Consider the following 18,771-nt stretch of genomic DNA (forward strand, 5'->3'; position numbering starts at 1 on the left):
GCCCTGAGATTCAGGGCTGACCGGGCTGCCGCGACGAAGCGGCAGCCCGCACGAGACTACATCCAGCTGCGGCCATCAGCGCCGGCGCAGCCATACGGCGGCAATTGACCCGGGAAACGGGCCTGCATCTTGTGGCAGCCCCAGGCCCGCAGGGGCGCCGGCGCATAGCCGTTCAGCGCGATGCCGACTTCATCGTAAGGGCTCTCGGCCTGCGCCACGTACATATACCAGCGGCCGCCGAACATCACCGTCGCCGCGACGACGACGACAATCAAAAACTTCAATACTTTCTGCATTCTAGCCTTCCAGATAACCGGGCGGGCGGCTGTGCCGCCGTTAGCCGCAAGCATCAAGGCAATTCTGCCGCAAGCGCCGCCACAGGCATACAGCGACCCCAGCAAAGCCCGCGACCGTCACCTGGCAACCGAGATGTTCCGGGTTCAACGCCGAAAAGGAGCCTTGCCGGACACGCCCCAAAGCGGACATAGACCTGAGTTGCACGCTCGCCCACAAGTTGCCATCATGCGGCACATGTTTGAAGGAACGCTTGCTCGACAATATAGCAACAGGCTCCAATTGGTGGTGCTTCTGCTCATCTGGAGTTTGTCGAATTGGATTGTCAGTTTTTTCGCTGACGATTTGAGCAACCCGGTGAGTTTCGCAGCGGTCATTCCCTTGGGTGTGATCTACGCTCTGGAGAAGATTCGGCTGATGTCGTGGTTCTCGGGACTTACACTTCCAGTTTTAGCGGTTGTAATATCCGCCCATCTGTTTCTTTGGATAGGGCACAGGGTCCCGTACAGCTCAAGCTGGGCCATCAGCGGGACGTGTATCGCTCTCGTTTTATCACTCTGTTTTCTGATGGTCCGCTTATGGACATGGGACAACCGAAACCGAACTGTCACCTAATCACCATCTCCGCCCACTCGCATCGAAAGCCGATCGATAGACCGGAGTCGCCCCAAAGGCGACATTGCAGGGCGGACCGCCTTCCGGTATTTACCACTTCCTTGACGCTTATTTCGACGTGGTATGGTAGGATCAGGCATTCATGTTAGGCGTTAATAGCCATTTCTATCATAAATGTATGAGGCTGGGGATGTCTCTTGGCTTGGTGATATTCGCGATTTGCACAATAGCGTATGTTATATCTTGGTTAGGTGTATTCGATTTTGGCATTTTCAAAGCTGCCTCTTTAGAATTACATCTCGATGCGTCGCCTGCAGGAATGCAAGAGCTTCTGCGAGTGGCGATGATCTCTCTTGCCTTGTCATTATTCATTGCGATTTGGCTCAAGTGGGTTGCCCCCTGGCTCGACGCTGGAAGGTAAGATCCAAGAGAACCGAGCCCATTGCCCTTGGAATGCAATGGCAGCTACCCACCCGGAAATCGCCAATCTGCGCCCTTCCGGCCACGCCCGCATTGCTGCCGTATTCTTTTTGGCTACAAGGATACTGAACGCAAACAAGGTGCAGACTTTGCCCATGGCATTTCAAACATGACGCACGAACGTGCACGTTTCTTGCTGACATTGTTTGGAGCAGTTGCACCAGCCATCGTTTTAGGATTGGTGCCTGTTATCCTGATTTGGGCTGCGCCTTATGCCGCGCTCGTCGGATTGCTGATCATTATGGGAGCGCTTTTCATCATGGTAGGGCATGCGCTTCTCGTAGCCCTGACCGTATTCTGGGGATGCGGCGAATGCGGGAGGCAATATTTCGCCTTTTTTATGCCCTACTGGCCTTTTGATCGAGATTGTCAAAACTGCCACACCCCCGATTGAATGCCCAAACGAGTGCGGCGATTGGCGGCTTCCCACCATTTTTCGTCGTTGCCGTGCCGTCGTTGAGCGCGAAGTTCCTGAAAGCCGACCGGCAGCTACCGGGGCGAAAGCGGCCTGACGGCTCCCGCCCACTTGCGGACGTTCGCGGTTCGGTTAGTTTCGGGTGATGGCGTTGAACCCTACAACAAAGTTGAGACTGGCAGTTCTCGCCCGACCCGTAGCTATTGCGCTCGCACCGGTCGCAATCGCGCTCATGGCTGGAGGCGCAAGCTTTTGGCTAATGGCAGCGTGGCTTGTTGGAAACGGGATATTGGCATTCGCTACCGCATGCCCTCGCTGCCGCCAGAGCATCTATTGGAACGAGCAGCACCCTTGGAGATCAATCCTCGCCAAGCCGCATAGGGTTTGCACACGGTGCAGTTTTGCATTCCAAGAACAAAGGTGACCAGCTTCGACGTTTGACGGCGGCTTTCCACCAAACTCGGTCATTGCCGATGCCGTCCAGATCGTCCGCTCCCACCCCTGATCAGTCATAAAACACAGCGACGGCGCGCCTGAAAGCGGTCATCCAGTTCCTCAGGCCCGCATCCGCTCCTCGCCGCGATCGGCGTTCCACATCTCGACCCAGCCGCGCACGTTTTCGTACGGCATCGGGCGGCAGATGCCGTAGCCCTGCCCGGCGTGGCAGCCCATCGCCACCAGCATCGCCTGTGTCTCGGGGTCCTCCACACCCTCCGCCACCAGCGGAATGCCCAGGCTTTCGCACAGCACGACGAGCGAGTGGACCAGCGACTGGTCGAACCGGCTTTCGGTGAAGCGCGAGATGAAAGAACGGTCGATCTTGATCTCGCTCACCGCGAATTCGCGCAGATAGCCGAACGAGGTGAACCCGGCGCCGAAATCGTCGATCGCCAGCGAGATCCGGTGATCGTGAAGCTGCTCTATCACCCGCCTTGCCTGCGCCGGATTGGCGATCAGCGCCGTCTCGGTCAGTTCCAGCATCACCCTTGCCGGGTCCACCCGGTGCCGTGCGGTGGTCTGCACGACGCGGCTTACGAAACCGGGCCGCTCCAGCATCCGGGCCGAGACGTTGATGCAGATCGCCGCGTCGCCCAGCAGGTGCTGCACCTTGGCGAACTGTTCCAACACCACGTCGAGGCTGAGATACGTGAAGGATTCCAGCAGGTGCGACTGCTCGACCGTCTCGATCAACACGTCGGCCGCGACCGGGCCGATCTGGGGATGGGTCCAGCGCACCAGCGCCTCGAAGCCCAGGATCAGGCCGTTGCGCATATCGACCTTGGGCTGCCAGTGCCAGTCGATCGCGCGCCCGGCGATCGCCTGCTCGATGTCGCGCAGCATACCGCCCTGACCGGCCGCGCGCGGCGCGCCGCGATCCTCGCCGCGCGCGAGGACGGTCTTGTCGGCGCCCCCGCCGCGCTTGGCCTCGTACATCGCCTCGTCGGCCGCGCCGAGAAGCTCCTCGGGCGCGAAACCCAGCAGCGGGCACAGCGCGATGCCCAGCGAAGCGCCGACATGCAGCATCCTCTCGCCATGGACGATGGGCTGCGCGATCAGCTCGGTGAGTTTGGCGGCGACGGCCAGCGCCGATTCCTCGCCGTCGACATTCTGTAGCAGCACCGCGAACTCGTCCCCGCCAAGGCGGGCGATGGTGTCCACCTCGCGCAGGTGCTCGCGCAGGCGGCGGCCGATGGCGATCAGCACCGCGTCGCCGGCGGCATGGCCGAAGCTGTCGTTGATCTCCTTGAAGCGGTCGAGGTCGATCATCACCACCGCGAAGGGATCGCCGCTGCGCCGCGCCCGCGCGCAGGCCTGGCCGAGCCGGTCGGAGAACAGCGTGCGGTTGGGCAGGTCGGTCAGCGGATCGTGCAGGCTGCGATGGGTCAGTTCCTCTTCCTGCCGGCGCAGGTCCAGCCGGTACTGGCGCCAGGCCATCCCCTCCTCGACCGACGCCGCCACCCGTTCAGGCGAAAGCGAGCGCTTCGTGAGGTATTCGGTCATGCCCGACTTGATGGAGTCCGCCGCGATCTGCTCGTCCGCATTGCCGGTGACGGCGATGATCGGGCAATCCGGGTCGATCTCGCTGCGGATCGCGGGAAGCAGATCGCGCCCGTCTCCATCGGTCAGCCCGAAGTCGAGGAAGACGATGTCGAAATGCGCCTCCGGCTGGCGGATCAGCCCCAGCGCCTCGGCCTGCGAGGCAGCCTGCTCCACGGTGATCTCACGCGGGCCGCGCCGCAGCATCCGCATCAGCCGTTCCCGGTCCACGTCGTCGTCGTCCACGATCAGGGCGTGGATGTTCTGGGTACCGTTGTGCAGGTTATCCATGGGCAGAGGTCCTTGCGAAGTGAGGAGCCAGGCCTCGAGAAACGCGGGTCTCACGGCAGATGCTGCGTTCGGGCGTACTGCCCGATGAAGTCGGCCAGGCGGGCGAACTGCGGGCCCACGCTGGACTTAACCATGTAACCGGCGACGTGCCCGTCATAAGCGCGGCAGCGGTCCTGATCGCGCGCCGAAGTGGACAGCACGAACACCACGGTACGGCGCAGCGCGATGTCGGCCCGGATCACGTCAAGGAACTGGAAGCCGTCCATGCCCGGCATGTTGAGGTCCAGCAGCACGATGACCGGGGTGTCGATGTGCTTGCTGGGATGGCGGCCGCGCAGGATCTTCAGCGCCTCGCCGCCGTCCCCGGCGGTCACGGTGCGGCAAGGCACCAGGTGCTTGCGGAACGAGCGCAGCACCCCCTCTATCGCCACATCGTCATCATCGACCAGCAGCACCGTACAGTCACCCAGGCCATGGCGCGCGCCAAGGACGTCGCATTCGCTGGGTATAGGGCCGAATTCATTCATCGTCGTTTTCCCTCAGCAGGATACGGGGCCAGTGGACTTCGAACGTGGCGCCGCCCAGCGGGCCGTTGCCCTGAACGGAGACGACGCCGCCGTGAGCATTGATCATGCGCCGGGTGAAGGCGAGGCCCACCCCGTCGCCATCGGTGCCGGGCGAGGCCCGGTGAAACAGCTTGAAAATGCGCTCCTCGTTGCCGGGCGGGATGCCCTGCCCGTCATCCTCGACGGTGAAGACCGAGAAGCGGCCCTCCTCGCGCATGGCGATGCGGATGCGGCCGCTTTCTCCGCCGTGGTGCTTCACTGCATTGGAGATGAGATTGCGCAGCGAGGTGGACAGCGGTGCGCGCGGGGCCATCAGGTGCTCTCCGGCGATCTCCACGTCGACCGTGAAGCTGTCCGGAATGCGGCTCATCACCAGCGCTTCCTCGACCAGTTCGCGCGGGTCGATGGAATGCATCTGCGGATCGCGCACCCCGGCGCGGGCATAGCTGAGAAGATCGTCGATCATCTGCTCGCACCGCGCGATGCGCTGGGTGATGCGATCGAAATTGTGCCGCACGCTTTCAGGCAGCGCATCGACGCCGAAAGTCTCGTCGAGGTCTTCGCGAATCCAGGTGACCAGATCGCCGATGCCCCGCAGCGGCGAGCGCAGGTCGTGGCTGGCGACGTAAGTGAACTCCTCAAGCTGCGCATTTGTCTGCTGCAGCGCCGTTTCGGCTCGCTTGCGGTGAGTGATGTCGCTGACGATGGCCATGAACAACGGCTGCCCGGGGTTCTCGAAACGGGCCAGCGCGACTTCGACGGGGAATTCGCTGCCAGAGCGATGCAGCCCGGTAAGGTCGCGGCCCGCCGCCATCGCCCGCGATTCAGGCGCGTCCCGGTAGCCGGCCAACTGATGGGCATGGGCATCACGGTAGCGTTCCGGCAGCAGCATGTTCAGCGGCTGGCCGATCATGTCGACCACCTGATAGCCGAATTGCGTTGCCAGCATCGCATTGGCCTGGGCGATGCGCCCCTTGCCGTCCACCACCACGAGGCCCAGCGGCAGGGTCTCGAACATCTGGGTGAAGCGGCGCTCTGCGGTGAGTTCGCGGGTGGTGTTGCGCAAGTAGATGACCGCCCGGCCCTCGTCCTCCCCCGCGATCGGGGTCAGGGTGAGCGAGGTCGCCGGACGCGAACCGTCGGCGGCGTGAAGGGTGAACTTGCGGGTCCAGGCATCGCGCTGCCCGATCGGGGCGCCGAAGAACACCTCGAACATCTGGCGCAGCATCTCGGCGTCATCCTCGCCGAACATGACGAAGAGCAGGCCGTTGCGCAGGCTTTCCGGGTCGGGCTCCGCCAGCAGCGTGGCGCAGGCGGCATTGGCCCAGGCGATGACCCCCGCCGCATCGACGATCATCGCGCCGATCGGCGCATGAACGAGCGGGGCCTGGATATCGGGCTTGATGTGCACTGCCAGCGTCAAGTGTCCTGCCTTCGCGAAGGAGGGCCGTGACGCGAAGGGAGACGCGAAACCGGCACCTGTTGCTGCAAAGAGCTACAGGCGCAGGGTTATCGATCGCACAAACAACATCTAGGGATGCCCCCCTAGACGCCAGCAATCGCAACGATTGTAATGGTTAAAGGCAGCCAGCCGGACGTTAAAGCGGCAGGAATTTTCCCGCCTCGCGGTCCTTGCGCACCTTCAGCCCGTCGAACACCGAACCGCTCATGGTGATCCACACACCGGGCCGCGCGGCCTGGCAGGTGGCAAAGGCCATGCCGAGGTTGAAGGCGGCATCGCTTCGCGCAAAGCGCGCCGGGGCAAGCGCGCCGCACAGCACCACCGTCTTGCCCTCGATATGGGCGAGCGCGGCGGCGGTCTGCGTCATGGTATCGGTGCCGTGCGTGATGACGACCAGCGTTTCAGGCGCATCGGCGATGGTCGCCGCGATCAGCGCCCGGTCCTCGTCGGTCAGCTCCAGGCTGTCCTTGCGCAGCAGTTCAAGGATGCGGAAAGGATGCGCCACGCGCGCGGTTTCGAGCAGTTCGCCGATCACGCTTTCGACGATCTGGTATTCGCTGAGCGCGTCGAAGTACTGCTTGTCGATCGTGCCGCCGGTGGTGACGACGAGGATGGCGGGAAGGGGCGCGGATGAAGTCATGGCCTTCCTTTAGCGCCGGAAGGGCGTCGCGGGCAATGACCGCTCTGCGATCTTGCGGGGGCAAGCCCCGTGCCCCGGCCGCCGCGCCGTGCCAGCATGGCGGCATGAGCCATTCCTCCGCCGACGCGCGCGCCGAACTCGCCTCCGACTGGCCCACCGTGCTGGCCGCCGCGCTGGCCATCGGCGTGGGCATGATGGGCGTGGGTTTCTATTCGCTGGGCCTGTTCGTCACCCCGCTCCAGGCCGAATTCGGCTGGACCCGCGCGCAGGTTTCGGGCGCGGCGACGTTCCAGCAACTGGGCATCTTCCTGTCCGCCCCCCTTATCGGGCGGCTGGCGGACCGCTTCGGCAACCGCCGCATCGCCATCGCCAGCTACATCGCGACGCCAGTGGCGTTCCTGGCGCTGGCACAGACCGGGCCTTCGCTGACGGCATGGTACACATTGTGGCTGCTGGTCTCGCTGGCCGGCTGCGGCACCACCCCGGCGATCTGGGCGCGCGTGGTCTCGCTGCGCTTCGATTCCGGGCGCGGTTTTGCATTGGGGCTGATGCTGATGGGCACGGGCATGGCCGCGATGCTGGCCCCCGCGCTGCTTGGCCCTGTCATCGCCGCGCAAGGGTGGCGCACCGGACTGCTGGTGATCGCCGCTGTCGTGGCCGCTGTCGGCATTCCTGTGAGCCTGCTGACGGGACGCGGCGAGACTGCGCGGCGCCCGCTTCGGCTGGCCAGCGAACGCGGCCGCACCGAGATTACCGGCGCCACCGTGAAGATCGCCGCGATCGGTTTCCTGCTCGGCGTGATCGTCGCCGCGCTGATCGTCCATCTCGTGCCGATGCTGGTCGACCGGGGCATTGCCCCCGCCCGCGCCGCCGGCGTCGCCGCGTTCATCGGCGCTGCCGTGGTGGTCTCGCGCGCGGTGGTCGGCTGGCTTTTCGACCGTTTCCACGCCCCGCGCGTCGCTTGCCTGTTCCTCACCTCGCCGGTGATCGCCTGCGCGGTGCTGTATTTCCACGGGCCCGCCATTCCCGCCGCCCTGCTGCTGGGCCTTGCTGCCGGGGCGGAAGTCGACATGCTGGCCTATTTCACCAGCCGCTATGCCGCGCTGGAAAATTACGGCGCCACATATGGCCTGATCCTGGGTCTGTTCAGCCTGGGCGCCGCTTTCGGCCCGCCGCTGTTCGGCTGGTCCGTCGACGTGACCGGAAACGCCGACCTCGCCCTTGCCTGCTCGGGCGCGGCGCTGGTGGGGGTGCTGGCGCTGATCGCAACACTCGGCCCCTATCGCCGCCCCGGTTAGGCCTTGGCCATCACCCGCAATCCGCGGCCTTCAGGAATTCCAGCAGCCCGCGCTCCTCGCGGCTCATCCAGCGGGTGCGGCGCGGAAGGCGCTCGGGCATCGTGCCCGCACCGTCATCGCCCTTCGCCGCCGCGATCACCGCCGGGTGGACGTAGGACTTGCGCGCGATCGCCGGAGTATTGCCCAGACACTGCGATACCTCGTCCAGCAGGGTGCGCAGCGAAACGCCAGGCTGCTCCCACAGCGCGGTGAAGGCCAGCGTGCTCGCCGCCCAGGTGCGAAAATGCTTGGCGGTGAAGTGTTCGCCCTGTTCGGTGACGCCCATCGTCTCGGCCAGGTATTCGTTGACGTCGTGGCTGTGCACGGGGACCGGCGTGCCATCCTCGTCCAGATACTGAAACAGGTGCTGGCCGGGCAGGTCCTGCATCTTGCGCACGCAGCGCACCAGCGAGGGATCGTCACAGGCGATCTCCTGCAGCTTGCCCGACTTGCCCTTGAAGCGCAGCAGCAGGGTGCCGCGCTCGATCTTCGCATGGCGGCTGCGCAAGGTGGTGGCGCCGAAGCTCTTGTTGGCCTTGGCATAACACTCGTTGCCGACCCGGATCGCGCCGGTATCCAGCAGCGCGATCACCGAGGCAATGGCCCGGTCGCGGCCCAGCTTGCGGGCTTTGAGGTCGCCCTCCACCCGCTCACGCAAGGCCGGAAGCGCCTCGCCGAAACGCGGGCACAGCTCGAACTTCATCGCCTCGCGCGCCTCGCGCCAGTCGGGGTGATAGCGGTACTGCTTGCGTCCGCGCGCGTCGAAGCCGGTCGCCAGCAGGTGGACGTGGGGTTCGGGTGAAAACCAGCAGTTCGCATAAGCCGGCGGCAGGGCGATCGCATTGAGCCGGTCGATCTCGTCCCGGTCGGTGATCCGCTCTTCGTCGGGGCTCCAGTAGGCCCACTTGTTGCCGCGCACCTGCCTGCGGGTGATCCCCGGCACCGTGTCATCGGCGAATTTAAGACGCGCCATGAGAATTCCGCTTTCCGTTCAGTCCCTTGCCTCAGTTAAACGCGCGAAGCGCTGCGAAGTTGTCATCTTTGCCGGAAACCGGATGCCGATCGGGCCGTTCCTTGAGCAACGAAACAGCAATTACAGGACCGCAACCATGGCAGACCTCACGATCTTCGAGGAACTCAAGGCCGACCACGACAAGCACCGCAAGATGCTCGCCGAGTTGGGCGAGACCCAGGGCGACAGCGAGGAGCGCCGCAAGTTGTTCGAAGCGCTGCGCAAGGAACTGCAGGCCCACGCCGCCGCTGAGGAGGAATCGCTCTATTCCACCATGCTTGGCAACCCGGACCTGCGCGACGAAGCGCGCCACTCGGTATCCGAGCATAAGGAAATCGACGATTACCTTGGCGAGCTGTTTGAAATCGACATGGGTTCGTCCGCATGGCTGATGAAGTTCAAGGACCTGCGCCACCGTTACCTTCACCACATCGACGAGGAGGAGGAAGACATGTTCCCGTCTGCCGAAAAGGCCCTGTCGGCACAGACGGAAAAGAAGCTCGCCGCCACGTTCGAGGAGCGCAAGCCCAAGGAACTCGCCGCCGCCGAAAAGGAACTGCCGGGCGACGCGCGCGAATAATTCGGCCTTCCGGTCAATCGATAGACCAGTCGGGCCTTCCCAGCGACAGACGCCGGGGAGGCCCTTCTCTTTTGGGGGAACACGCAGCGCTTGCGGTGCGTTTATAAATCAAACAGCAATAGAGGATACCGCCATGGACAAGGACATTCGCGAGACTTTCTGGAAGTCGTTCCAGACCAGCCCCTTCATCATGATCAAGCTGGACGGCGCCCCCGGGCATGCTGAACCGATGACCGCCCAACTCGACAAGGAAGCGCATCACGCTGTCTGGTTCTTCGCCAAGCGGGACAACCGTATCGCCCCCGGCGGCAAGGCGATGGGCCAGGTCATGACCAAGGGCCATGACGTATTCGCCTGCATCGACGGCACGATCGTGGAGGAAACCGATCCCGCCCTGCGCGACAAGCACTGGAACAATGCCGTCGAGGCCTGGTTCCCCAATGGCAAGACCGATCCTTCGGTCGTGATGCTGCGCTTCGACATCCAGGACGGCGAAGTCTGGACCGCGGACATGGGCATCAAGGACGTCTTCAAGCTTTTGACCGGCAAGCCCATTCACGGGCAGGACGCCGGCGAACACGCGCTCGGCGCGGTCTGACACCCTCTCGGACCTGCGTGAGCAGCGGGGGCGCGGTGGCTTCGGTCATCGCGCCCTTTCCACGTCCCCCTCGTCCGGTTCGGGACCGACGATATTTCCGGCGCTGAGAGCCCGTTTCAAAATGCGCAGGAGATGGCATTTTGAATGCTGCACCAGCCCATTCTCAAACGATCTCTCAAACAATAAACGCCGCCGCAGAAACTGCGACGGCGTCATAGTATTGCAGGCATCTGGAGACCAATTGCTTCGTCCCCTTACCCTCTTTCTCAGGCCCCATGTCTTTATGGTTACGGGCCCGGGCTCTTGCGGCCCCTCTCCTAATCGCAAATACGGGTCTTTATCTGGCACAGCGGCTCCAGCTCGTCCGGGCGGACGGCATCGGGGCAACCGGACAAGGCATAGGAAATCGCCGCGAGGATTGCCTGGCGGGTGAACGGCTTCTGGACGATGCCGACAGCGGTGGGCGCAGGCGTGTCTATCTGGCCGGGATTGGCGGTGACATAAATGACGCGGGCACCGTAACGACCGGAAAGGTCGCGGGCGATGGCCGGGCCCGTAAGCCCGTCGCGCAAGTTGAGATCGACGAGCGCCACATCCGGCACATCGCCCAGTAAACCCAGCGAAGCCATATCAGGGAAGGTGCCGAGGACGGAGTGACCGCCATCGGCAAGAATGTCTTCCAACTGAAGGGCAACCAGAAACTCGTCCTCGACTATGAGGATTTTACCTGGGGCCGGGATTTTCGTACCCAAGGTACAATATTCCTTGTTTCGAAATCCGGCCGTCAGGCAGCCAGCAGACTGCGGCTCTGCACCATCTTGGGGTCGACGTTGGCAACCTTAAGAAGTTCGCCGAAGAAAGCGTCGATCGCATCGCCGGTGAGGACGAAGTTGTGGCGGAAGTCGGGGAGCTGGCCGGATTCGATGATCTTGGACAGCATCGCGCGGGCGCGGCAGATGCGGCTCTTCACGGTGCCCAGTGCGATGCCGCAGATATCGGCGATTTCCTCGTAAGAGAGATTGCCGGCGGCGACGAGCACCAGCGCTTCACGGTAGCTTGCGGGAATGGCGGTCAGTGCCCGCAGGACATCGGCCAGTTCGACCGCGCTTTCCTGGCTGGCTTCCGCCCGCAGGATACGCTCTGCAGCCAGTTCGTCGTACTCGCCATGGAAGCGGGCACGGCGGGCTTCGGAGTAGAAGTGGTTGCGCAGGATCGTGAAGGTCCATGCCTTGAAGTTGGTGCCCGCGGCATAACGCTCACGCGCGGCCCATGCGCGCAGCATGGCTTCCTGCGCAAGATCGTCTGCGCGGTCGCGGCAGCCGCAAAGGCCACGAGCGAATGCACGAAGGTGAGGGGCCACGTCAGCCAGTGCGCGCTTGAAGTCGCGGTCGTTAAGCGCGACCTTGATTTCAGCCGCCACCGTCTCAGGCTGCTCTGCCTCGACGTTTGCTTCGATCGTTGCCGACATGGCGTTACCCTCCATAGAAACCTGTCGGAAATCAAACGTCACCGGATCGAAATTGGTTCCCGAAATGTGACATTTACCTGCACGCATGTTCAGGAAACCCACGACTGTTTCTTCTCAAACCCCGCAACAGCAGGCTTTGCAGCATTTCCAGCAGGATCGAAGAAAGTTTTTTCACACCCCGGCCGGAACAAGCGCGGCCCAGAAACTTTGAGGCCTCCGTCCACCATGTCGGTAAACGAAGGCCTCGGGATCGGGTCATCACCGGTTGCGGGGGGGTGGGGGAGCCGGTGATGACAATGAGGGAACGTGACACCCCGCGGTTGGTTCCCGAAAAAGCGGTCTACCGTAAAAAATTTTCCGGTTGCCCTATCTGTGCTGCGGAGTCAGACAAATGACATTGGCCCACAGGCGCAAGGGGCGCCCAACGACGTGCAATCGGGAATGACTTCCCAAAAAGGCCTGAGGAACATGAATGTCCGTTTCTGATCAGATCGCCATACAGCTGCCCTACTTGCGGCGCTACGCACGCGCCTTGACGGGTTCGCAGCAATCGGGCGACGCTTATGTACGCGCAACGCTCGAAGCGGCGCTTGCCGACCGCTCGCTGCGCGAAGCGATCGCGCACAGCCGCGCGGCGCTTTACGGCGCCTTCACCCGCATCTGGGCGACAAGCCATGTCGAGGAGCCCAGCATGGGCGGCGCCGGCCTGCACGAACAGGCTGCGCAGGAGCGCCTCTCCACGATCGCGCCAACGCACCGTCAGGCCCTGCTTTTGACCACCGTCGAGGAATTCTCGCGCGAGGAAACCGCGCAGATCCTCGATCTCTCGGTCGGGCAAATCGATGCCCTGGTCAGCCAGGCCATCCTCGAAATCGAGGGTGAAAGCGCGACGCAGGTTCTCATCATCGAGGACGAGCCGCTCATCTCCATGCAGCTCGAAGGCCTCGTCACCGATCTGGGCCATACCGTGGTCGGCACCGCTGCCACCCATGCCCAGGCGGTCGAAATCTTCTCGCGCCATCCAGCCGGCCTCGTGCTTGCGGATATCCAGCTTGCAGACGGCAGCTCGGGCATCGACGCGGTTGAAGACCTGCTCAAGTTCGGCGACGTGCCGGTAATCTTCATCACCGCCTACCCGGAACGCCTCCTCACCGGGGAGCGGCCCGAGCCGACCTACCTGGTGACCAAGCCTTTCCAGGAAGCAACCGTGCGCGCTTCGATCAGCCAGGCGCTGTTCTTCAATTCAAGCCGGTCGGTAGCCTGATCGCCACGCCCCCGCTTCGGCGGGGGTGTGTTTCCACAGCCGGGCTTACAGGCCCAGTTGGCGCTGATCCCCCGCCGCAAGCGGGGGCAGCACACGGCCGAAGCGATCGCGCGGGGCCTGTTTCTCGAAAGGCAGGATCGGCGGCGTGAAGCCGATATGGCGGACCACGGCGTCGTGAACGGGCACGTCGAACCGCACGCCCACGCAGCAGCCCGACTGCCACACGGCTTCCCCGCAGGCCGTCTCCAGTTGATAAAGGTCGATGACCACCCGCTGGCCGACGACGCTGCGCGAATCGCCCAGTTCGACCATGCAGCCACCGGCGCAAAGATCGTAAAGAAACGCCGGAACCGCTATTTCCCCGATAATGCAGGGAACTTCCTTCTCGACGATGTGCCGGCTCCAACTGCGCGCGTCCATACTTCCCCCCGTCATGGTGACGAGGGACGAATAGTGCAGTTTGACTTAAACAAACGATAACGCCGGCCCGCCAGCCGGCGTTCAGCGCCGCTCGTTGCGCAGAACAAACTCGCGCGAGGCGCGCACCGGAACCTTGAGCCGGCATTCGACGCCGCCGGGGTTGAACTTCAGGTCCACTTCGGACTTGAGTTCATGGGCGACGATCTTTTCGATCAGATCGCGTCCGAAGCCGCGCTTCTTCGGCTCGGTGACGGTCGGGCCGCCTTCTTCGCGCCAGTGGATCTCCGCCAGTTCCGGCGAGAGCAGCACCCAGTTGACGTGGATGCGCCCCTCTATCGTGCTGAGCGCTCCGTACTTGGCGGCATTGGTCGCCAGTTCGTGGATCGCCAGACCCAAGGACATCGCATCGTTGGGTGCCAGCTTGATCGCCGGGCCGGACATCGCGACGTGGCTTTCGTGCCCTTCCATGTAGGGTGCCAGTTCGGAGCGGACGATGTCGCCCAGAGCGGCATTGCCCCAGTCGGACTGCGAGAGCAGATCGTGCGTTGCCGAAAGTGCGCGGATGCGGGCGGTAAGACTTTCCGTGAAATCGTCTATCCCGGTCGAGCGGCGGCGGGTCAGCGCGGCGATCGACAACACGTTGGCCAGGGTGTTCTTGACCCGGTGGTTCAACTCGCGCGTCAGCGAATTGCGGATGGATGCCTGGCTGGTCAGCCATTCCAGCACGATCCGGTCCTCTGCCGCGCGCTTGGTGATGAGCCGCCCGATCGCCATGACCATCAGCGAGGCGATCGCCCCGAAGAACAGTGTGATGCGCGACAAGGCGGAAAGAGCGCCGGCCTTGCGGTCGCTCACCTGCACTACCCACAACTGTCCGGCCACGTCGATCCGCCGCTCTATGCTGGGACCGGACACACCGTCGGCGCGCTGTTCGGCCATCAGCGTCTCGGACGCGACGTGATCGTCGTAGATCGCAAGGTCGATGCTGTCGTTGCGGTAGAGCTCGCTGGCCGAGGTCAGGAACGCCTGGGCGCGGAACGGGCTGAACACGAAGCCCTTGACCATGCGGCCCCTGCCCCGATCCTCGAAAACCGGCATATAGATGAGAAAGCCCGCCGCGCGCGAGCTGCCACGGTCCTGCACCAGGTGAAGCAGGCCCGTGGCAGCCGGCGCGCGGCCGGCGATCGCCCGTTCCATCGCCTTGCGGCGAGCCGGGTCCGAAAACATGTCGTAACCCTGCGCTTGGCGATTGGGCGCCGACTGCGGTTCGAGATAGACGATCGGGGTCACGATGCCCTGACCGGCGCCGGGCCGCGGGTCGATCGTGAAACCGGGGCGATTACCCGCCGTCTTCAGATCGACTTCGAACGAGGCAATGCGGTCGGCACGGATCACCGGCGCCCAGCCCATGCCGAGCGAGCCATAGAGCGTGCCGTCGCCCTGCAGGTCCTGCGAGAATTCGGAGAACTGCTCCTCCGAAACCTGATCCTGCGTGGCGAACAGGGCGCTGCCAGCGCGCAGCAGGGCGATGTTCTCGGTCACGCGGCGCTGAAGGGCAGAGGAAATTTCGGTGAGGTTGCGGTCCAGTTCGACCGCGCGGGTCACTTTGTCAGCACGTTCGATCGCCATGACCGAGACGGCCGTGGTGATACTCGCAATGAGGAACAGCAGAAACGGCCAGCCACGCGGATACTTGTGGAACCACGCCTGCTTCTGCACCCTGTCGAGCAGAGCCTGGTCAATCACCCAGCAACTTCCTGTACTCCAGATTCCGCGCTGCGGTCAAAAGTGACCGCAACGAGAATCGTGCTATGCCACAGATTATGCTCAGGGGAACCATGCTCGACGTGGATTGTTCCAATGATCAAACGACGTCTGTCCGGCTTGCAGGAAGACGAAATCCGAGCAGCGCCCGCCCCCGGCCCTTGTGCCCCAAAGCGAGATAGCGCACCGGGCTTGACCGTACCCCGGTCTCACAGCAAGTGTGCTTCGGTGAAAGGGAGTTCGTGTTGAGTCAGCCCAATGGACGTGGTGATCCCGGCAGGGTGCCGGGCCTGCCGCCGGAAGTCCGCAGAGACGGTGAACCCGGCTGGGCCGGGGGGTTGAGGAAGCTGTATAACTCCGTCGTGGAGGAACCGCTGCCGGACAGCTTCAAGGACCTCCTGAAGAAGCTGGATGATCCAGGCGATGCCTGAGCGGATCAAGGCTTCCCCCGCCGACGAGGGATTTCGCCTGGAACTGCTCTCAGTCCTGCCTCACCTCCGCGCATTTGCCCGCGGCCTGTCCGGTCGCCCGGATTTTGCCGACGACCTCGTACAAGAAGCCGCAATCAAGGCCTGGACCGCGCGGGAGCGGTATCAGGCCGGCACCAACATGCGGGCCTGGACCTTCGCGATCCTGCGTAACCACTACCTTTCCGAACTGCGGCGCTCGCGGCGCCAGACCGACCTGGACGAGGGCGTGGCCGAGCGCATGCTGGTCATGGAGCCTGACCAGGAAGGCCCGCTGCACCTGGGCGACATGGAAGTGGCGCTCCAGAAACTCGCGCCTGAACGGCGTGAGGCAGTGCTTCTGGTTGGCGCTTCCGGCTTCAGTTATGAGGAAGCCGCGGAAATCGCGGGTTGCCCGATTGGAACGATGAAAAGCCGCGTCGCCCGTGCCCGCGCCGATCTGGCCCGGATGCTGGAAGGCGAACTCGACGCGCTCGACATCAAGAAGCGCAAGACGGGTTGAGCTTTCCTTCTTCGCGCAGCTGAGGCAGCGCGAAGAGGCACAGTACCGATATCACGTGAAAAATGAGCGCGGCGCCTGCCACCGGCACGGTGCCGCGCTCGATCCAGGGTGAAACAAGCGCCGTCCCCAGCGCCGCCGCCGCCAGCAGGAACAGGATGACGAGGGCGCTGCCCCGCGCGTCGTCGCCGTGGCTGGCCATCATCGCGCGGAAGAACCCCGGCGGCCCGCGCAGGCCCAGCCCGGTATTGACCGGCACGAACAGCGCCGTAATCACCAGCGCCGACGTCCCGCCGGCGAGCGCATAGGCGAACTGCCCCAGCGCGGCGACGGCGGCCATGCCCGTCCCGATGTTCAGCACCCGCTCCGCCCCCAGCCGCGCGACAAGGCCGGACGAGGCATTGGCGGCGACGATGAATGTCGAGATGCCGCATAGCTGCATGATGATGAAGTCGGCCAGGGTGCCCCCATGGACGCGCACGAAGACGGTGGGCATCCCGAAAACGAAGACCAGCAGCCCGCCCAGCACACAGGCATGGCTGACCGCATAGCGCAGGAACACCGGGTCCTTCACCAGCGCCGCGAAACTGCCCTTGCCCCGCCGGCTGACCTGGGGAACCCCGCCGGTCAGCGCCAGCAGGGCGGCGACCATCACCGCGGCGCCGGCCATGACTTCGAAGCTCAAGGTCCACCCCCCCAGCGCGAGCAGTCCAGCGCCGGCGATCGGGGCCAATGCGGGGGCGAGCGATTCAATGCTGGCAAGAAAGCCGATGGCCCTCACCGCCCGGGTTTCGTCGAACATCGCCTTGACCACGCCCGGCGCGAAGACCGCCGGCCCGGCCGCGACGACGCCCTGCACCGTTCGCAACGCGATCAACCCCTCGATACTGGTCGCCAGCGCGCAGGCGAGCGAAAGCAGCGCCGTCGCCAGCAGCGAACCGATGAACAGCCGCGCGGTGGAAACCCGGTCACCCAGCGCGCCGAAGCCGAGCAGGCCGATGCAAGATCCACCGACATAGGCCGCCAGCACCAACTGCGCGCGCGATGGATCACCGCCCAGCGCTTCGGGCAGGCGCGGAACCGCAGGCAATACCAGATCGGTCCCCATCAGGCCGACGATGGTTCCGCCTACCACCATCCCCAGCGTGATCCACCCGCGATTCACGATAAGCCCCCCCTTGCAAAGCGCGCCTTGTCGCAGGTGCGAAAGGATGAGGTCAAGAGTTCCAGAACTGCAGGCAAGGCCTGTCGCGGCGGAACGGATCCTGCGCGTCCCAAAAAACAAAACCCCCGCTTCCCTTCACGGAAAACGGGGGCTTCGTATGCCGTAAGGCGGCTGGACTTACGCGGGGTAGGTCCAGGCCGTGCCACGGTCGAAGTTGTCCGAAGCGAACTTCCAGTTCAGGAGGTTCTCCAGGACAGCCTTCACGTAGGCCGGACGCTTGTTCATCTGGTCGATGTAGTAGGCGTGCTCCCACACGTCGACGGTGAGCAGCGGCACCACGTCGCTGGTCAGCGGGCAGCCGGCGTCATGGGTCGAGATGACCTTGAGCTTGCCGGCATCGACGACGAGCCACGCCCAGCCGCTGGCGAAGTGGTTCACCGCCTCGTTCGAGAGCGCCTCGAGCAGCGCATCCATCGAGCCGAAATCGTTGGTGATGGCGGTGGCCAGGCTCTCGCTGGGCTCGGTCTTCTCGGGGCTCATCGAGTGCCAGTAGAAGCCATGGTTCCAGATCTGGGCCGCATTGTTGAACTTGGGGCCCGAAGCCGACTTGGTGATTTCCTCGACGGTCTTGCCGGCTTCGTCCGTGCCTTCGATGGCGGCGTTCAGCTTGTCGACGTAGGTCTTGTGATGAGCGCCGTGGTGGATTTCCAGCGTCTTGGCGGAAATGTGCGGCTCGAGTGCGTCCTGGGCATAGGGCAGCGGCATCAGGGCAATGGTCATGTCATGGTTCCTGTTATCAGGGTTGCGAAGGCTTGGCTGCGCCGATGACGAGGGCATCGAACGCGAAAAATGCGTGCAGGGCCTATTTCTGTCGTGCAGCGCAACAATTCAAGCGTGCAATAGTGGCATTTTGATTTCGCGGCGATTTTATCGTCCGCGAACGCTCGTCCGGCATGCAGCGCCTGCTGCTCCCACTGAGAAACAATGCCCTGAAACGAAAAAGGATGGCGGGGTTGCCGCCATCCTCTCCCTTTACCGCCGGCACCCTGCAAGGGGGTAGGGCACCGTTCGATAAGACCGTTGATTCGGCCGTTAGTTCTGCTTGGAAGCAGCGTCCTTCATGGCATCGGACTTTGCATCGCCGGCATTTTCGACCGCGTCAGCCTGGTTCTCGAGCGCTTCCGAAGGCGTACCGCTGGTCATCGCGGCCTGGTCTTCCATCGCATCGGCTGCCGCGTCGGACTGCGCCTCGACGGCGTCAGCGGCCTTTTCAGTGGCCTCCTGCTGCGGGCTGTTGCAGGCTGCAAGGCCCAGCGAAGCAGAAGCGATGGCAATCATTGCAAGACGCGACGTAGTAATGGACTTCATGGCGAAAATTCCTTTCCCTCTGTTACTCG

The 18,771-nt window shown here is 63.7% G+C and carries 21 protein-coding genes; 8 read left to right on the forward strand and 13 right to left on the reverse strand.

What is annotated here, in order from left to right; all coding sequences use genetic code 11:
• Positions 1-56: 56 nt before the first annotated feature.
• Positions 57-350, reverse strand: a complete 294-nt coding sequence (locus V474_RS11295) for a hypothetical protein (protein WP_236711200.1) — start codon at positions 348-350, stop codon at positions 57-59.
• A 1,017-nt stretch (positions 351-1,367) separates the two neighbouring features.
• On the opposite strand from V474_RS11295, the gene V474_RS26810 reads away from it, so the two are divergent.
• Positions 1,368-1,502, forward strand: a complete 135-nt coding sequence (locus V474_RS26810; protein WP_269085137.1) for a hypothetical protein — start codon at positions 1,368-1,370, stop codon at positions 1,500-1,502.
• Positions 1,499-1,783 carry a hypothetical protein gene (locus V474_RS25575; RefSeq protein WP_148649368.1) on the forward strand — a complete coding sequence of 95 codons (285 nt, stop codon included), beginning with the start codon at positions 1,499-1,501 and terminating at the stop codon, positions 1,781-1,783. Before V474_RS26810 ends, V474_RS25575 begins: the two co-directional genes overlap by 4 nt.
• A gap of 576 nt (positions 1,784-2,359) precedes the next feature.
• On the opposite strand, the gene V474_RS11305 is transcribed toward V474_RS25575, so the two are convergent.
• The 4 genes from V474_RS11305 to V474_RS11320 all read right to left on the reverse strand — a co-directional run bounded on the left by V474_RS11305 (position 2,360) and on the right by V474_RS11320 (position 6,800).
• On the reverse strand, positions 2,360-4,132 hold the full coding sequence (locus tag V474_RS11305) for a two-component system response regulator (RefSeq protein WP_059151611.1): 1,773 nt from the start codon (positions 4,130-4,132) through the stop codon (positions 2,360-2,362).
• Between the two features lie 50 nt (positions 4,133-4,182).
• Positions 4,183-4,659: a response regulator gene (locus tag V474_RS11310; RefSeq protein WP_059151612.1), complete on the reverse strand. Its 477-nt coding sequence runs from the start codon at positions 4,657-4,659 to the stop codon at positions 4,183-4,185.
• Entirely contained in the window at positions 4,652-6,121 is a 1,470-nt protein-coding gene (locus V474_RS11315; RefSeq protein WP_236711210.1) for a sensor histidine kinase, read from the reverse strand. Before V474_RS11315 ends, V474_RS11310 begins: the two co-directional genes overlap by 8 nt.
• Positions 6,122-6,296: 175 nt before the next feature.
• On the reverse strand, positions 6,297-6,800 hold the full coding sequence (locus tag V474_RS11320; RefSeq protein WP_059151613.1) for an asparaginase domain-containing protein: 504 nt from the start codon (positions 6,798-6,800) through the stop codon (positions 6,297-6,299).
• A gap of 35 nt (positions 6,801-6,835) precedes the next feature.
• Here V474_RS11320 and V474_RS11325 point away from each other — a divergent pair, with 35 nt between their 5' ends.
• Positions 6,836-8,098 (forward strand): MFS transporter, encoded by a 1,263-nt coding sequence (locus V474_RS11325; RefSeq protein ID WP_236711212.1) that lies wholly within the window; start codon positions 6,836-6,838, stop codon positions 8,096-8,098.
• A 10-nt stretch (positions 8,099-8,108) separates the two neighbouring features.
• On the opposite strand, the gene V474_RS11330 is transcribed toward V474_RS11325, so the two are convergent.
• Positions 8,109-9,110: a DNA topoisomerase IB gene (locus V474_RS11330; RefSeq protein ID WP_059151615.1), complete on the reverse strand. Its 1,002-nt coding sequence runs from the start codon at positions 9,108-9,110 to the stop codon at positions 8,109-8,111.
• Between the two features lie 136 nt (positions 9,111-9,246).
• On the opposite strand from V474_RS11330, the gene V474_RS11335 reads away from it, so the two are divergent.
• Together V474_RS11335 and V474_RS11340 are read left to right on the forward strand one after the other, a co-directional pair.
• A complete protein-coding gene (locus V474_RS11335; protein WP_059152110.1) occupies positions 9,247-9,729 on the forward strand; it encodes a hemerythrin domain-containing protein in 483 nt (160 codons plus the stop codon).
• Between the two features lie 133 nt (positions 9,730-9,862).
• Complete coding sequence (locus V474_RS11340; protein ID WP_059151616.1) at positions 9,863-10,327, forward strand: pyridoxamine 5'-phosphate oxidase family protein; 465 nt, start codon at positions 9,863-9,865, stop codon at positions 10,325-10,327.
• Between the two features lie 317 nt (positions 10,328-10,644).
• On the opposite strand, the gene V474_RS11345 is transcribed toward V474_RS11340, so the two are convergent.
• Both V474_RS11345 and V474_RS11350 read right to left on the reverse strand, forming a co-directional pair.
• The gene (locus V474_RS11345) at positions 10,645-11,079 is read right to left on the reverse strand and encodes a response regulator (protein ID WP_082699749.1); all 435 of its coding nucleotides are present in this window, start codon (positions 11,077-11,079) and stop codon (positions 10,645-10,647) included.
• A 32-nt stretch (positions 11,080-11,111) separates the two neighbouring features.
• The gene (locus V474_RS11350; RefSeq protein ID WP_148649369.1) at positions 11,112-11,795 is read right to left on the reverse strand and encodes a sigma-70 family RNA polymerase sigma factor; all 684 of its coding nucleotides are present in this window, start codon (positions 11,793-11,795) and stop codon (positions 11,112-11,114) included.
• A gap of 472 nt (positions 11,796-12,267) precedes the next feature.
• Between V474_RS11350 and V474_RS11355 the strand changes: the two genes are divergently transcribed.
• Positions 12,268-13,059: a response regulator gene (locus V474_RS11355; protein WP_059151618.1), complete on the forward strand. Its 792-nt coding sequence runs from the start codon at positions 12,268-12,270 to the stop codon at positions 13,057-13,059.
• A gap of 45 nt (positions 13,060-13,104) precedes the next feature.
• Here the strand turns inward: V474_RS11355 and V474_RS11360 are convergent, their stop codons facing one another.
• Positions 13,105-13,479, reverse strand: coding sequence for a hypothetical protein (locus V474_RS11360; RefSeq protein ID WP_059151619.1), 375 nt, complete (start codon positions 13,477-13,479; stop codon positions 13,105-13,107).
• An 81-nt stretch (positions 13,480-13,560) separates the two neighbouring features.
• Positions 13,561-15,225, reverse strand: coding sequence for a CHASE domain-containing protein (locus tag V474_RS11365; RefSeq protein WP_059151620.1), 1,665 nt, complete (start codon positions 15,223-15,225; stop codon positions 13,561-13,563).
• 263 nt (positions 15,226-15,488) lie between these two features.
• On the opposite strand from V474_RS11365, the gene V474_RS25580 reads away from it, so the two are divergent.
• Both V474_RS25580 and V474_RS11370 read left to right on the forward strand, forming a co-directional pair.
• Positions 15,489-15,674, forward strand: a complete 186-nt coding sequence (locus V474_RS25580; protein ID WP_148649370.1) for a NepR family anti-sigma factor — start codon at positions 15,489-15,491, stop codon at positions 15,672-15,674.
• The gene (locus tag V474_RS11370) at positions 15,667-16,212 is read left to right on the forward strand and encodes a sigma-70 family RNA polymerase sigma factor (protein WP_059152112.1); all 546 of its coding nucleotides are present in this window, start codon (positions 15,667-15,669) and stop codon (positions 16,210-16,212) included. Before V474_RS25580 ends, V474_RS11370 begins: the two co-directional genes overlap by 8 nt.
• Here V474_RS11370 and V474_RS11375 read toward each other — a convergent pair.
• The 3 genes from V474_RS11375 to V474_RS11385 all read right to left on the reverse strand — a co-directional run bounded on the left by V474_RS11375 (position 16,190) and on the right by V474_RS11385 (position 18,742).
• Positions 16,190-17,374, reverse strand: a complete 1,185-nt coding sequence (locus V474_RS11375; RefSeq protein ID WP_059151621.1) for an MFS transporter — start codon at positions 17,372-17,374, stop codon at positions 16,190-16,192. The genes V474_RS11370 and V474_RS11375 overlap by 23 nt on opposite strands.
• Positions 17,375-17,551: 177 nt before the next feature.
• The gene (locus V474_RS11380) at positions 17,552-18,154 is read right to left on the reverse strand and encodes a superoxide dismutase (RefSeq protein WP_059151622.1); all 603 of its coding nucleotides are present in this window, start codon (positions 18,152-18,154) and stop codon (positions 17,552-17,554) included.
• Positions 18,155-18,466: 312 nt separating this feature from the next.
• A complete protein-coding gene (locus V474_RS11385) occupies positions 18,467-18,742 on the reverse strand; it encodes a hypothetical protein (protein ID WP_059151623.1) in 276 nt (91 codons plus the stop codon).
• Positions 18,743-18,771 lie beyond the last annotated feature (29 nt).

This window comes from Novosphingobium barchaimii LL02, from assembly GCF_001046635.1.
Taxonomy (GTDB): Bacteria; Pseudomonadota; Alphaproteobacteria; order Sphingomonadales; family Sphingomonadaceae; genus Novosphingobium; species Novosphingobium barchaimii.

What these genes read in the sequence shown, in the direction of transcription:
- V474_RS11380 (WP_059151622.1), bottom strand. Translation starts at nt 18,154, where the DNA reads ATGACCATTGCCCTGATGCCGCTGCCCTATGCCCAGGACGCACTCGAG.
- V474_RS11360 (WP_059151619.1), bottom strand. Translation starts at nt 13,479, where the DNA reads ATGGACGCGCGCAGTTGGAGCCGGCACATCGTCGAGAAGGAAGTTCCC.
- V474_RS11350 (WP_148649369.1), bottom strand. Translation starts at nt 11,795, where the DNA reads ATGTCGGCAACGATCGAAGCAAACGTCGAGGCAGAGCAGCCTGAGACG.
- V474_RS11305 (WP_059151611.1), bottom strand. Translation starts at nt 4,132, where the DNA reads ATGGATAACCTGCACAACGGTACCCAGAACATCCACGCCCTGATCGTG.
- V474_RS25575 (WP_148649368.1), top strand. Translation starts at nt 1,499, where the DNA reads ATGACGCACGAACGTGCACGTTTCTTGCTGACATTGTTTGGAGCAGTT.
- V474_RS11385 (WP_059151623.1), bottom strand. Translation starts at nt 18,742, where the DNA reads ATGAAGTCCATTACTACGTCGCGTCTTGCAATGATTGCCATCGCTTCT.
- V474_RS11335 (WP_059152110.1), top strand. Translation starts at nt 9,247, where the DNA reads ATGGCAGACCTCACGATCTTCGAGGAACTCAAGGCCGACCACGACAAG.
- V474_RS26810 (WP_269085137.1), top strand. Translation starts at nt 1,368, where the DNA reads ATGGCAGCTACCCACCCGGAAATCGCCAATCTGCGCCCTTCCGGCCAC.
- V474_RS11310 (WP_059151612.1), bottom strand. Translation starts at nt 4,659, where the DNA reads ATGAATGAATTCGGCCCTATACCCAGCGAATGCGACGTCCTTGGCGCG.
- V474_RS11340 (WP_059151616.1), top strand. Translation starts at nt 9,863, where the DNA reads ATGGACAAGGACATTCGCGAGACTTTCTGGAAGTCGTTCCAGACCAGC.
- V474_RS11355 (WP_059151618.1), top strand. Translation starts at nt 12,268, where the DNA reads ATGTCCGTTTCTGATCAGATCGCCATACAGCTGCCCTACTTGCGGCGC.
- V474_RS11320 (WP_059151613.1), bottom strand. Translation starts at nt 6,800, where the DNA reads ATGACTTCATCCGCGCCCCTTCCCGCCATCCTCGTCGTCACCACCGGC.
- V474_RS11295 (WP_236711200.1), bottom strand. Translation starts at nt 350, where the DNA reads ATGCTTGCGGCTAACGGCGGCACAGCCGCCCGCCCGGTTATCTGGAAG.
- V474_RS11370 (WP_059152112.1), top strand. Translation starts at nt 15,667, where the DNA reads ATGCCTGAGCGGATCAAGGCTTCCCCCGCCGACGAGGGATTTCGCCTG.
- V474_RS11325 (WP_236711212.1), top strand. Translation starts at nt 6,836, where the DNA reads ATGACCGCTCTGCGATCTTGCGGGGGCAAGCCCCGTGCCCCGGCCGCC.
- V474_RS11330 (WP_059151615.1), bottom strand. Translation starts at nt 9,110, where the DNA reads ATGGCGCGTCTTAAATTCGCCGATGACACGGTGCCGGGGATCACCCGC.